This is a genomic window from Arcobacter aquimarinus (genome assembly GCF_013177635.1).
GTDB classification, from domain to species: Bacteria; Campylobacterota; Campylobacteria; order Campylobacterales; family Arcobacteraceae; genus Aliarcobacter; species Aliarcobacter aquimarinus.
On record NZ_CP030944.1, the window covers coordinates 1123663 to 1136670 of the forward strand.

The 13008-nt window shown below is 25.2% G+C and carries 14 protein-coding genes; 8 read left to right on the plus strand and 6 right to left on the minus strand.

Going from position 1 to position 13008, the window contains the following annotated elements:
* Position 1: 1 nt before the first annotated feature.
* Complete coding sequence (locus AAQM_RS05500) at positions 2-265, minus strand: hypothetical protein (RefSeq protein WP_129095100.1); 264 nt, start codon at positions 263-265, stop codon at positions 2-4.
* 10 nt (positions 266-275) lie between these two features.
* Positions 276-1310 carry a coproporphyrinogen III oxidase gene (locus tag AAQM_RS05505; RefSeq protein ID WP_129095099.1) on the minus strand — a complete coding sequence of 345 codons (1035 nt, stop codon included), beginning with the start codon at positions 1308-1310 and terminating at the stop codon, positions 276-278.
* A gap of 144 nt (positions 1311-1454) precedes the next feature.
* Between AAQM_RS05505 and AAQM_RS05510 the strand changes: the two genes are divergently transcribed.
* The 4 genes from AAQM_RS05510 (at position 1455) to AAQM_RS05525 (ending at position 5514) form a co-directional block, all read left to right on the plus strand.
* The gene (locus tag AAQM_RS05510) at positions 1455-1904 is read left to right on the plus strand and encodes a protein tyrosine phosphatase family protein (RefSeq protein WP_129095098.1); all 450 of its coding nucleotides are present in this window, start codon (positions 1455-1457) and stop codon (positions 1902-1904) included.
* A gap of 74 nt (positions 1905-1978) precedes the next feature.
* Positions 1979-3085, plus strand: coding sequence for a homoserine O-acetyltransferase MetX (gene metX / locus AAQM_RS05515; protein WP_129095097.1), 1107 nt, complete (start codon positions 1979-1981; stop codon positions 3083-3085).
* 1 nt (position 3086) lies between these two features.
* Positions 3087-3290, plus strand: a complete 204-nt coding sequence (gene xseB / locus AAQM_RS05520) for an exodeoxyribonuclease VII small subunit (protein WP_129095096.1) — start codon at positions 3087-3089, stop codon at positions 3288-3290.
* Positions 3291-3312: 22 nt separating this feature from the next.
* Positions 3313-5514 (plus strand): endonuclease MutS2, encoded by a 2202-nt coding sequence (locus AAQM_RS05525; protein ID WP_129095095.1) that lies wholly within the window; start codon positions 3313-3315, stop codon positions 5512-5514.
* Between the two features lie 12 nt (positions 5515-5526).
* On the opposite strand, the gene AAQM_RS05530 is transcribed toward AAQM_RS05525, so the two are convergent.
* The 3 genes from AAQM_RS05530 to AAQM_RS05540 all read right to left on the minus strand — a co-directional run bounded on the left by AAQM_RS05530 (position 5527) and on the right by AAQM_RS05540 (position 9447).
* Positions 5527-5925 carry a DUF6858 family protein gene (locus AAQM_RS05530; protein ID WP_129095094.1) on the minus strand — a complete coding sequence of 133 codons (399 nt, stop codon included), beginning with the start codon at positions 5923-5925 and terminating at the stop codon, positions 5527-5529.
* 18 nt (positions 5926-5943) lie between these two features.
* The gene (locus tag AAQM_RS05535; RefSeq protein WP_129095093.1) at positions 5944-6489 is read right to left on the minus strand and encodes a hypothetical protein; all 546 of its coding nucleotides are present in this window, start codon (positions 6487-6489) and stop codon (positions 5944-5946) included.
* A gap of 93 nt (positions 6490-6582) precedes the next feature.
* Entirely contained in the window at positions 6583-9447 is a 2865-nt protein-coding gene (locus AAQM_RS05540; RefSeq protein ID WP_129095092.1) for a DUF748 domain-containing protein, read from the minus strand.
* A 102-nt stretch (positions 9448-9549) separates the two neighbouring features.
* Here AAQM_RS05540 and dapE point away from each other — a divergent pair, with 102 nt between their 5' ends.
* The gene (gene dapE, locus AAQM_RS05545; protein ID WP_129095091.1) at positions 9550-10650 is read left to right on the plus strand and encodes a succinyl-diaminopimelate desuccinylase; all 1101 of its coding nucleotides are present in this window, start codon (positions 9550-9552) and stop codon (positions 10648-10650) included.
* A gap of 364 nt (positions 10651-11014) precedes the next feature.
* On the plus strand, positions 11015-11179 hold the full coding sequence (locus AAQM_RS05550) for a hypothetical protein (RefSeq protein ID WP_164967044.1): 165 nt from the start codon (positions 11015-11017) through the stop codon (positions 11177-11179).
* 14 nt (positions 11180-11193) lie between these two features.
* Here AAQM_RS05550 and AAQM_RS05555 read toward each other — a convergent pair whose 3' ends face one another.
* On the minus strand, positions 11194-11982 hold the full coding sequence (locus AAQM_RS05555) for an ABC transporter ATP-binding protein (RefSeq protein ID WP_129095090.1): 789 nt from the start codon (positions 11980-11982) through the stop codon (positions 11194-11196).
* Between the two features lie 84 nt (positions 11983-12066).
* On the opposite strand from AAQM_RS05555, the gene AAQM_RS05560 reads away from it, so the two are divergent.
* Together AAQM_RS05560 and AAQM_RS05565 are read left to right on the plus strand one after the other, a co-directional pair.
* Positions 12067-12510: a GyrI-like domain-containing protein gene (locus AAQM_RS05560; protein ID WP_129095089.1), complete on the plus strand. Its 444-nt coding sequence runs from the start codon at positions 12067-12069 to the stop codon at positions 12508-12510.
* An 8-nt stretch (positions 12511-12518) separates the two neighbouring features.
* Positions 12519-13001 (plus strand): DUF2867 domain-containing protein, encoded by a 483-nt coding sequence (locus AAQM_RS05565; protein ID WP_164967043.1) that lies wholly within the window; start codon positions 12519-12521, stop codon positions 12999-13001.
* Positions 13002-13008: the final 7 nt, after the last annotated feature.

A 13008-nucleotide genomic window follows, 5' to 3' on the forward strand; every position in this document is an offset into this window, starting at 1 on the left:
TTTATACCTCTTCATCATCAGCTCTCATATCTTCTAAATCTTCTAAGATATTAATAGCTTCTTCTTGTGATAATTTATTTTTATCAATATGAAGTAAAACTTCATCATAAAATTTTTTTACATCTAACATATAATCTAATTCAATTTTTAAATCTTCATTATTTTTATCTTTTGAAATTAGTTTATCTAAAGCTTTTATTTCAGCATTTACTTCAACTAAAACATCAGTTTTTAATAAATTTTCAAGTTCTTTTATTTTTGACATTAATTTTTCCTTATTTAATATGATTATTTACAGTATTTGGAATACTATTACCACTTGCTTGATATTTTAGCGAATCAGGGTATTTTTTATAGTGACTTCTTACTATTGAAGCTAGTTTTTCTTTTGTAGGTGTATCAATTAGTCCCTTTTCATCTATTACGTTAATTATCTCTTCAAGAAGAATATTTTGAGGTGAAGGAAGTTTATCAATCCAAGATTTTAATAAACTTTTATTTACATATTTTGGTAAAGAATCCATTATTCCAACATCATTTTGATTATGTACTAAAAGTCCTGAAGTTGTTCCTCTATCTAAAGTTAAAACTTGGAAAAGATATAAAGTATGATAATCTAACTGTTTTTTTATATCTTGAACACTAAAACTTTTTTTGTTTAAAAAAGCATTTGTTATTATTTGAATATAAGTATCAATGACTTTTTCACCAAAACTTTGTGCAAATATAAAATCTCTTTTTTTATCATCTGTTTTATAATTTTCTAAATAGAAGTGACTAACTCCTCTGTGTCTATTTAAAGCTGGAATAAAAAAGTATTTTTCTCCTTGTTTTACACCCTCTTCAAAATCATTTTTAGAGATTTCTTTTAAAGCATTGTCAAATATCTTTTTATCTTCTTCATTTTCTAAACTAGGATTTAAATCAGCCATTATACGCCAATAAAAATCCCCATTTTTAAAAGTTGTTAAGCTTATATGGATATGTATAGAAGGAACATTTGGATTATTTGGATGAATAATAGTTGAAATAGCTGTTGCACTTTGCAAAGTTTTGTTTTCATCTAAATCATAATGAACTTGAGAAACATTAACACTTGCACGATTAAATAAAACTTCATCTTTTGCTTCAAATCTATTTCCACCACCACAAGTTCCATTTTCTCTTAGCCAAATAACTTCTTCAAATTTTTTATTTTCTCCTATTTTTAAGCTTAAATCATCTAGCTTATCAACAAATCTTTTTTGAAGATTTTTTACTAAATTATAAGCGTTTATAGCATCTATTGATTTTGACATAATCATATTCATTTATAAAAATTCCTTTAAATAATAAACAAAGTTAAAAAATATAAAAATTACTTATATGTATCTTTTGTTTAGCTAATTATATATAAATTTACTTATGAATAAGAAAGAAAATCATACAATAAAGCAAATGCACAAGGATAAAAAATGGAAAATATTCTAAATTACATCAAAATAAATGAGCTTATTTCAACTTCAGGACAACCAAAAATTGAACAGTTTGAACAAATCAAAAATGAGGATTTTGAAGTAGTAATAAATCTTGCTTTGTGTGACTCTTCAAATGCTATTTTAAATGAAGATAAGATAGTTACAAGTTTAGGAATGACATATTTACATATTCCAGTTGATTTTATAAATCCAAAAATAAGTGATTTAAAGCTTTTTTTAAATGCAATGCAAGCATTTGGAGGAAATAAAGTTTGGGTTCATTGTGCAAAAAATTATAGGGTTAGTGCTTTTATGTATGTTTTTCACAAATATATATTAAAAACACCATTTGAACAAATAGATTTATCTATTTTTAACAAGTGGCAACCAGAACAAAACTGGCAAGAACTTATGAAAATAAGTTTAGATGAATTATATACATATTAAATAATTACTAAATAGCTTTCTTATCATAGTTTAGATAGACTATTAAGCTTAAAACTTTACAGTTGGGATTAATTTTGAAAATAGAGACAAAAGTAGAAAAATTTAATGAACCTTTATATTTAGAAAGTGGAAGACTTTTAGAATCTTTTGAAATCATTTATGAAACTTATGGTGAACTTAACGAAGATAAATCAAATGTGATTATTGTTTGCCATGCACTTTCAGGAAGTCATCACGCTGCAGGAAGATATGCTTCTGAAGCAAAAGCTGGTTGGTGGGATAAGTTTATAGGTGATGGTAAAGCAATAGATACAACTAAATATTTTGTTATTTGTTCAAATAATATTGGTTCTTCTTATGGTTCAACTTCTCCTATGAGTATAGATCCTAGTACAAAAAAAGAGTATAGATTAAAATTTCCTGTTTTAGCAATTTCAGATATTGTAAAAGCACAAATGAAACTTTATAAAAGATTAGGAATTTCAAATGCAATAGCAGTTGTTGGTGGAAGTATGGGAGGAATGCAAGCTTTATGTTATGCAATAGAACATCCAACTTTTGCAAAACATATTATTGCTCTTGCAACAACTGCATATACAAGACCTTGGGCAATAGCATTTAATAAAATTGCAATTGAAGCAATTAGACATGATCCTATATTTAAAAATGGTAATTATAAAAAAGATGACCCAAAAGCTTTAGGATTGCCAGGACTTGCAATAGGTAGAATGGCAGGGCTTATTTGTTATTTAAGTCCAAATTTGTTTAATAATAAATTTGGAAGAGATTATGCTTCAACAGACGGTTTGTATGAGTTATTTGGAAGATTTGAAGTTGAGAAATATTTAGAGTATAACGCTTATAGTTTTCCTAAATTTTTTGATCCTTTATCATATTTGTATATTTGTAAAACAATGAACATTTTTGATGCGGGAAGAAATAAAGATAAGTTAGAAGATTCATTTGATAAAGTACAATCAAATCTTCATTTAATTGCATTTAGTGATGATATGCTATTTTTCCCACAAGAGATGGAAGAAATTAGAGATATTATGATAAAACTAGGGCGAGAAAATCAAGTAACATATAAATTAGTTGAAAGCCAATCAGGACATGACTCTTTTTTAGTAGAAGTTGAAAAATTTGAAAATCATGTAAGAGAAATTTTAAAGGATAGTTAAAATGGTAGATAATAAAGAGTTAGAACAGGTTAATTTTGAAGAAAAAATATCAAAAGCAAAAGAGCTTTTAGAAAAACTTTCAAATCCACAAATCACACTTAGTGATTCAATAAAGCTTTATAAAACAGGAATAAATGAGTTAGAAGAGGCTCAGAAATTACTTGATGAAGCAAAACTTATTTTTTCTGTTGAAAACAAAAACTAAACTTAGGTAATCACAATTTACAATGCAAGATATATTAAAAAAATTAGACTTAGTTGATTATATAGATAGTTTTTCAAAACTATTAGCAAGAGAAAAATCAATAATTTTAGAAGGTGATATAAACCTTCATCATAAACATATAAATGAATTATCAAAATTTGATTTTAAAGCTCCTTCTAAAGTGGAAAACCTTGATTCAGCATTGATGCATATACAAAAACAAGGTATTTTAAAAATTTATGAAATTTTTGAATTCATTAAAATCATAAATTATTTTAGATATTTAAAGAGATTTAATTTTGACGGGAAAATGCTTGAATGGCTTGATAAAATTATAATTCCAAATGAAATAATAAAAATATCTGACTATTTTGATGAAAAATCAAATTTAAAAGATGGTGTAAATGAAGATTTTGACAACATCAAATATGCTATTTCAAAAAACAAAGAGATGATAAAACAAAGTCTTTATAAGATTATAAACTCTACAAAAATAAGAACTTATTTAGTTGATTCTCAAGTTCATTATATAAATGGTGAAGAAGCATTACTTGTTCGAGGTGGTTTTAATCATGTGTTAAGTGGTAGTGTAATTGATAGGTCAAATTCTGGATTTTTTTATGTTATTCCACATAGTATTTCTGAGCTAAAACAAAAACAAAATGATTTAAAAAACAAACAAGAAGAGATATTATTTAAAATTTGTAAAGAGATTTCATCTTTATTTGAAAAAAATTTGTTATTTTTGAAGTTTTTAAATAAAGAGTTTGATAGATTTGACCACTATCAAGCAAGACTATTTTTTGCAAAAGTAGGAGATAAGAATTTTATTTTACCTTCAAAGAATGAGACAAATAGACTTGTAGATTTTTGCCATCCAGCTTTACATAATGCTAAACCTATAAGCATTGATTTTACAAAATCAGTTGTGATGATAACAGGAGTAAATGCAGGAGGAAAAACAATGATGTTAAAATCTATTTTATCAGCTGTTTTACTTTCAAAATATTTACTTCCATATAAAGCTCATCATGATACAGTTATAAGTAATTTTAAATCAATAAATGCGGTTTTAGATGATCCACAAAGTGTAAAAAATGATATTTCGACATTTGCAGGGCGAATGGTTGAATTTTCTAAACTTTTTACTTCTAAAAATGCAATAGTTGGTGTTGATGAGATTGAACTTGGAACAGATTCAGATGAAGCTGCAAGTTTGTTTAAAGTAATAATTGAAGATTTGATTCAAAGAGATATAAAAGTAATTATTACAACACACCATAAAAGATTAGCCGCACTTATGGCTTCAAATGATAATGTTGAGTTAATAGCAGCCCTTTATGATGAAGAGAACCAAAAACCAACTTATGAGTTTTTACAAGGAACAATAGGAAGGTCTTACGCTTTTGAAACAGCTTCACGATATGGAATACCTTATAGTGTTGTAAAAAGAGCAAAAGAAGTTTATGGAGATGACAAAGATAAATTAAATGAACTGATAGAAAGAAGTAGTTCATTAGAGAGAGAATATAAACAAAAAATTGCGAAACTCGATGATGAAATTGCAAATATGCAAAGAATCACAAATAACCTAAAAGAGCAAAAAGAGAAACTAGATGAGCATATATACTCTGAAAAATCAAAACTTCATAAAGAGTATAATGATGCAAGAGATGAGGCAAAAAAAGCTATAAAAGCAAAACTTGTAAGTGAATCTCATCAACATCTAAATATTGCTCATCAAAAAGCAAAAGAAATTAAAGTTGAAAAAGTTCAAGAAATTGTAGAATTTACTATAGGCGATAGGGTAAAATATAGAAATACAAAAGGAACTATTGTTTCAATCAAAGGTGCAAAAGCTTATATTGAAAATGATATGGGAATGAAAGTTCAAGTAAACTTGAGTGATTTAAGTAGAAGTGGAAATCCTCCTCCAAAAATTCCTACCAAAAAAGCAACTGTAACTATTCAAAAACCAGAAACTGGAAGTATAAAACTTGATTTACATGGACAAAGAGCTGATGAAGCTATTGAAAATCTTGATAAATTTTTAAGTGATGCTTTACTTGCAGGTTTTGAAGAAGTTTTAGTTTATCATGGGATTGGAACAGGAAAACTTGCATTTGCAGTAAAAGAATATTTGAAAAAACATCCAAAAGTTAGAGGTTTTGAAGATGCTCATCCAAGTAGTGGAGGATTTGGAGCTAAAGTTATAAAACTTTAGTTTCCAAATTTTTTAATAAATATAAGTTTTTAGAGATTTAACAAACTCTTCCATTGTTTTATTTGCATTTTCATTTGGAGCTTCTAAAAAATTTAATATAAATGAATCTTGCGTTTCACAAACACCAATACTTCTAGGACGTACTGCTAAAACTTCAGGAGTTGGTAACTCTTTTCCAAAACAAAATACTATATTTTTTGCAGCTTTTATATTTGGATTGATTTCTCCACCTTCAAGAGAACTTGTATGTTTATGTTGGTCAAAAGTAGCTATAAATGCTAAAACTGGATGAGCATCAATTTTTATTTGTAAAGCAGAAATAATCTCATCTACACTTTTAAAATTTAATTCACTTTTTTTATACTCAATCTCAAAAATATGGTATTTTTCTTTAAAGACTTTTTGTTTCATTTTTTCCCTTTATTTAAATTAATTGATAGAAATAAATGAATTTACAGCACAATCCATTCTATCATCTATATCGTTTCCATCAAGATTCATATAATCAGTTTGTATTTTATAAACTAATTTGTTGTCATATTTAAATTCAAATACTAAATATCCTGCATAACTTTTTGCATCGTTATTTTTCTTACCACTATCTTCTTTGTCATTTTCATAAATATAGTAATTTATCAAAACTTTTTTATCTGAAGTTATTTCACTATTTGAAGATATATATTTTTCTAAAACTTTTTTTAATTTTTCATCACTTTGTTCTTTTGATAAAATATTTATCAATTTACTTTTCATATATTTTGAATATTCAATATCCGAAATTATTTCGTAATTACCATTTTTTAAAGAATTAATAGCTTCTTTAATTGGTGCATCAATATTTATTTTTTCAAAAGTTATAGTTTTAGTTTGACATTCAACTCTTTTGCTTTTTATACTTTTTGTAGCTTGTGTGAATACACCATAAAAAACAAAACTAAGAATTGCAATACCAATAATAGGCAGTATTTTACTCATTTGTTATACCCTTTTTTTAGTTTGTAAGGATAATAACAAATAAAAAATTATAAGTCAATATTATTTAAGTATTATAATTAAAAATTATAATACTTAATTTAAAGGTTCTATTTCTAAATCTATAGATGAGTTTGAAGTTTTAATTTCATCTTTTAAAATAATCTGTTTTTCATCTATCTTTTTTTCTTTTATTAAATAATTTTTTATATTTAGAGCTCTATTTTTAGCAATGATTTCAAGCTCTTTATAATCAACTTTTATTTTTGAAACTAGGTTTTCTAATTCCTCTTTTTTTAGTTTTTTATTTTCACCTTCTTTTTCAAAATATCTTTTTTTCTTTAACTCAAAAGTTTCTTCTTTTTGATTGTAAGAAGAGTTTACTTTTATTGCAATATCTTTTTTCTGTGTTAAAATTAAAGCAATTTTGTCTAAAGTTTCTTTTTGAATGGGTGTGATTTCATCTTCTAAAGGATTGAATTTTACACTTTTTATTTCATCTTCACTAAAATTAAACATAGCTCCAAGTAAAGAGAAAGGTGCTGTTACAGCTTTTGTTATAAGATTTACAAATGCTTTCCAAACAATAGCTCCAATTGAAAATTGTGGATCATCTACATTTCCTGAAACTGATAAATTGATATCTATAATTCCATCTTTATCTTCAAGTAAAGCAATAGCAATTCCTAAAGGTAAAGATATAGCATCAGGACTTTCTACTTCTTCTCCTAATTCTAATTTTGTAATTATGATATTATTTTTTGCATCTAAATTTGATTGATCAATATTATATTTTAAATCTAAATCAAGTTTTCCACTTTTTAACTCTCTACCTATAAATTTTCCTGTATAAGGTGTGAAGTTTTGCATTGCTATATTTTCAAATTTCATATTTATATCAGTTAAAAATTTTATATTATTTGGATTTACAATACCTGTTATTTTTGCAACACCATATTGATCAACAACTCCTTTTAATTCAAGATTTGTTTTACTTGATTTTGTGTTTTTAATTTCTGAAACTTTTCCTTGAAGTTTTGTAACTGTAGTTTTAAAAGCAATAGGAAGATTTTTATCTTCAAAATCAAATGTTCCATTATTTATGTTAATTGGACCGATATCTAATTTTGTTTGATTTGAAGAGTTATTAGACTCTTTTTTTGTTGTTATATTAGTTTGTGAGTTAACTTCTTCTTTTATTTTTTGATTTTCATTTTTTGGTAAAATTATAGAAATATGAGGATTGTTTAAATCTGTTTTTTCTATTTTGAATCTATTTTTTTGATTTGATAATTTTTGTATTTTTAAATCTAAATTTTTAGCTTCAATTTTTGTGTTATTTTCTAAATTTATAAAGTCAAGTTGAGGATTTTGTAATCTTATAGAATCAACTGCTAAATCAGTTCCTTTATTTGAAAGATTTTTTATGTCTAGTTGTGTATTTTTCACTTTTAATTTAGATTTTTTATCTTCAAAATCTAAATTAGGAGTTTTTAAAGAAGTAGATTCTAGTGATATTTTATCTTTATTAATTTTTAGATTGTTTAAAACTAAAGATATATTTTTTGAGTTTATATTTAAATTTGCTTTTTTCTCATCTAAAACTAGGCTATCTTTTGAAAGATTTATATTATTAATATCAATGATTGAATCTTCAATATTCAAATTATCTAAAACTACTTTTGTGTTTTTTGATTTAATAAACAGTTTGTTTTTATTATCATTAAAACTTAGATTATGGTGGTTTATAGATAAATCATTTAAAACTATTTTTGAATTTATAATATCTATGTTTTTTAAATTTAAAGAGATTAAATCGCTAATTATTTGAGTATTATTGATTTTATCATCAAATTTAAAGCTACTACTTGCTTTTATATTTGAAAGATTGATTATCCAAGGTTTTGATTCTTCTTTATTAGTAGTTTTTTCATCATTTATAACTTCTTTTTGAGAAGATGAATTTTTGATAAGATTAGCAAAATTTATTCCATTTTTATCTGAAATCATATTTGCATTTAAAGTATCTATATTTATTCCGTCGAGTTTAATTTTTTGATTGATTAAATCAAAATCAAATCTTTTTACATCAAGTTTTTTTAGTGAGCTTATTGATTTATCATTTTGTTTTAAATCGATATTATTAATCTCTAACTTTTCACTATTTAGCTTTAAATCAAACTCTTTTGTTGTATTAATATTATAGTTTAAAACAAGATTGATATTTGCTTCATTATTTAATTCAAAATTAAAAAAATTATCTTTAAAATCTAAAAACTCTTTGATTTTTAGGTTTGAAATATGAATTTTTCCATACATTTTAAATGGTTCAAGATTAAATGCTCCACCAATTGAAACACTTGTATCTTCATTTATTCTAAAAGAAAGATTATTTGAAGATAAAGAATTTTTATATGTTCCTAAATCGTAAATAACATAATTTATATCTTTTAATTTCAGATTATAAGGTCTTTCATTTATTAGACTTTCAAAGTTTATATCTGCATTTTTTAAATCTATTTTTGAAATTAAAAACTTAATATCAAATGAACTTGAATCCTCTTTTTTATCTTCTTCTTTTGATGGTTTTAATAAATTAGCAAGATTATAAGTACCATCTTTTTCTTCTTTTATATTTAAAAAAAGTTCATCTAAAAAAAGATTTTGAAAGCTAATATGTCTTTTCTCAATAGAACGTAACAATGCAAAATTTATATTTAACTCTTTAAAGGATAAATCTGAATTATTATTTTCATCTACAAGTTTAAAATTTGAAATTCTTGCACTAATAGTAAAGGGATTAAATTCTACTTTTTCTATTGATGTTTTAGCAGTTAAGTTTTCATCTAAATTTTTTATTAATTGATCTTTTAAAATTATAGGTATAAGCTTAAATCCAACAGTTATATAAATAGCTAGAAAGAAACAGAACCAGTAAAATGATTTTTCTAATTTACCCACGTTTACACCCTTTTTTTGATAAATAATAAAAAATAAAATTTTTCCTATTATAACAAAATAAAGTTAAGTTAGCTAAAATTCACCCAATTAAAAGGATATTAAATGACTGTTATAGAATTATTTCAAAAATTATTAAGATTTCAATCAATTACTCCAAATGACGATGGAGCATTTGATTTTATAGAAGAGTATTTAGGGCAAGAATGGTCTTGTATAAAAGTAGATATGGAAGGTGTAAAAAATAGATTTTATTATAAAAAATTCAACGAAAATCCTCAACACCTTTGTTTTGCAGGTCACATAGATGTTGTTCCTACTGGTAAAAACTGGGAAATTGACCCATTTGCAGCTGAAGTTATAGATGGAGTAATAACAGCACGTGGTGCTCAAGATATGAAAAGTGGTGATGCAGCGTTTTTATATGCTTGTAAACACGCAAAAAATTTTGATGGAACACTTTCTATTTTACTTACAAGTGATGAAGAGGGTGAGGGAACTTATGGAACTATCAAAATGCTTGAGCATTTAAGAGAAATAAATTTTATTCCAAATTATGCAGTTGTAGCAGAACCTACTTGTGAAGAGATATTTGGAGATGCTATAAAAGTAGGAAGACGTGGAAGTATCAACGGATATATCACAATAAAAGGGAAACAAGGACACGCTGCATATCCTGAAAAATGTATAAATCCTGTACATAATTTTGCAAATATTTTACCAAAAATAGCAGGAATAAATCTTGATAACGGAGATGAATATTTTGCTCCAAGTAAACTTGTAATCACAGATATTAGAGGAGGTATGGAAGTTACAAATGTAACACCAAATGAGTTAAAAATCATGTTTAATGTAAGAAACTCTACAAACACTACAAGAGAGTCTGTAGAAAGCTTTATAAATGAAAATTTAAAAGGTTTGGAATACGATTTTAGAACAACGCAAGGTTCATTTCCATTTGTTACAAATAAAGAATCAAAAGTGGTAAAAGCTATGGAAAATTCAATAAAAGAAGTTTTAGGAGTAACAACAAAACACTCAACTCATGGTGGAACAAGTGATGCTAGATATTTTGGTAACTTTGGGATTGAGGCTATTGAATTTGGTGTTATAAATGATACTATTCATAGTGTTGGAGAGAGAACAACTGTTAAAGAAGTTGAGGGATTGACGAAGGTATTTGAGGATTTGATAGAGAAGTTTTAGAAAAAATATTGCATTTAGTGATATTTGTAATAATCTTTTGATAAAAAGTTCTATTTTTAAGTCTATTAATATATTCTTGATTTCCAGAAGATGGATTAGTTTCAATATGTTTTTGAGAATAATTTTTATTTGTTATATTACTCGGATTGAAATAGAACGATAATTAATTAACAAAAAGAGGAAACTCTTTTTCAATAAAATTTGTCTTATTCCAGTCATATAATATTACTTTATCAAAATATGTTTCTCCACTAGAAACACTACCTCTTAGCCATATATCTAATACTGACAATAAAGATTGTAAGAAACCAATTGCAAGACATAAATGTCTTAGAATTTCAATATTGTTTTCTTTTGATTCACCATGTTTGGTAAAAAAGTTTGCTTAGGCAAAAAAGAGCTTGTGAAGTTTAGTAGAGTTACTCTTGGAAAAGTAGAGCGAGGAGAGTTGGGAAATACTTTTGTTAAAACTTTGGATATTATATTTGCAAGTTTAGGTTTTGGATTGCCTTCTCTTGATGAACTTTAAAATAAAAGAAGAGATTATAAAATCTCTTCCACAAAATACCTTCCATTTTTTACATTTATATGAATATTTGTATCAAAAATCTCTGATAGATTTTCATTTGTTAAAATCTCCTCTTTTTTACCACTTTTATAGATTGTATTATTATGAATTAAAGCTATATTTTTTATCTCTTCAAAAATCTCTTCAAGATGATGAGTTACTAAAATAATCGATGAATTAAGAGATAGTTTTTTTAACATTTTTATAAAATTTATCTGAGCTTTTATATCAAGTCCTACAGTAGGCTCATCTAAGATAAATGCTTTTGGTTCATGTATAAGTGCACGCCCGACTATACATTTTCGAAGCTGTCCTGTACTCATTTCAGCTACTTTTTTATCTTTTAAATCAACAATATCTAAAAATTCTAAAACCTCTTTTGCTTTTATGATTTGTTCTTTTGTAAAGTCTTGATGTGTAAATATTCCAACAGAACTATAATGTCCACTTAAAACAACTTCAAAGCCATTTAGATATCCAGCTTCTCTTGCAAAGTAGTTGTGTAAATCATTTGTAATTATTCCTAACTCTTTTCTTAATTCAAAAATAGAGTAGATTGCTTTTCCTAAAATCTCTTTTTTATAAGGGTTTGTTTTTCTTGGGTGAATTTCTGATTGGATTAGTTTCATCAAAGTTGATTTTCCACTTCCGTTTGAGCCTAAAATTGCCCAATGTTCACCTTGTTTAATCTTTAAATTTACATCTTTTAAAATAATTTTTTCATCGTATCCTACATTTATATTTTCAAAATCAATAATATTCATAAATTGTCCTAATATATCTTTTTTAAGATACTACTAGCAAATCTTTAATATAATCCTTAAATAATAAAAAAAGAAAGAGTAAAGATGAAAGTTACAAGAATCAAAAAATTAATGATTTCAGGAATAAGTGTAGTTACAAATAATGAGTTTGAAATGAGTGAAGAAAATGGCAAAATAGCTGGACTTTGGGAAGAATATTTTCAAAAAGATATTTATAAAAAGACTTTTGACAAAGCAAATAGTGATTTTATGTATGGAGTTTATAGTAACTACGAATCAGATGTAAGTGGGAACTATAAAGTAACCGTTGGTGTTGAAGTTACAAAATCAAAAAATGCCATTGTTATTGAAGATAAAAAATATTTAGTTTTTACAAAACAGGGTGAACTTCCAATGGTTGTAGTTGAATTATGGGAAGAGATTTGGGATTATTTTGAAAAAAATAGTGAATACGAAAGAGCTTTTGAAGTTGATTTTGAAAAATATGCAAAAGAAGATGAAGTAGAGATTTATGTTTCTATAAAATAAGGATTAGTGTGAATAATAAAGTAATAGTATCTTTTTTACCTGATTATAGTAATGCAAATAATTTTATTTCTAAAATAGATTTTGCAGATTCTTATAAAATTGAGTTATTAAAAGATGAAGAAATAAAGGAAATATATTTAAAACTACTTTCAAATAATTCTACTTTGATAAAATCTTTGATGTCATTCCGAAATAAAATAATGTCTTTATTTGGTTTTAAAACAGAGATTAAATACTCAAATAATATCAAAGATATTCAAGTTGGAAATAAAGTAGGTTTTTTTACTATTTATTACATTGACGAGCATGAAATTATTGCAGGAGAAAAAGATAAACATTTGGATTTTTGTGTATCTTTTTATAAAAATGATACTGATTTAACTGTTACTACTTTAGTACAATACAATAATTTTTTTGGAAAAATTTATATGACTTTTGTAAAACCTTTTCATAAAATAGTTGTAAAAAATATGTTAAAAAATTTAAAATAAAGAAGTG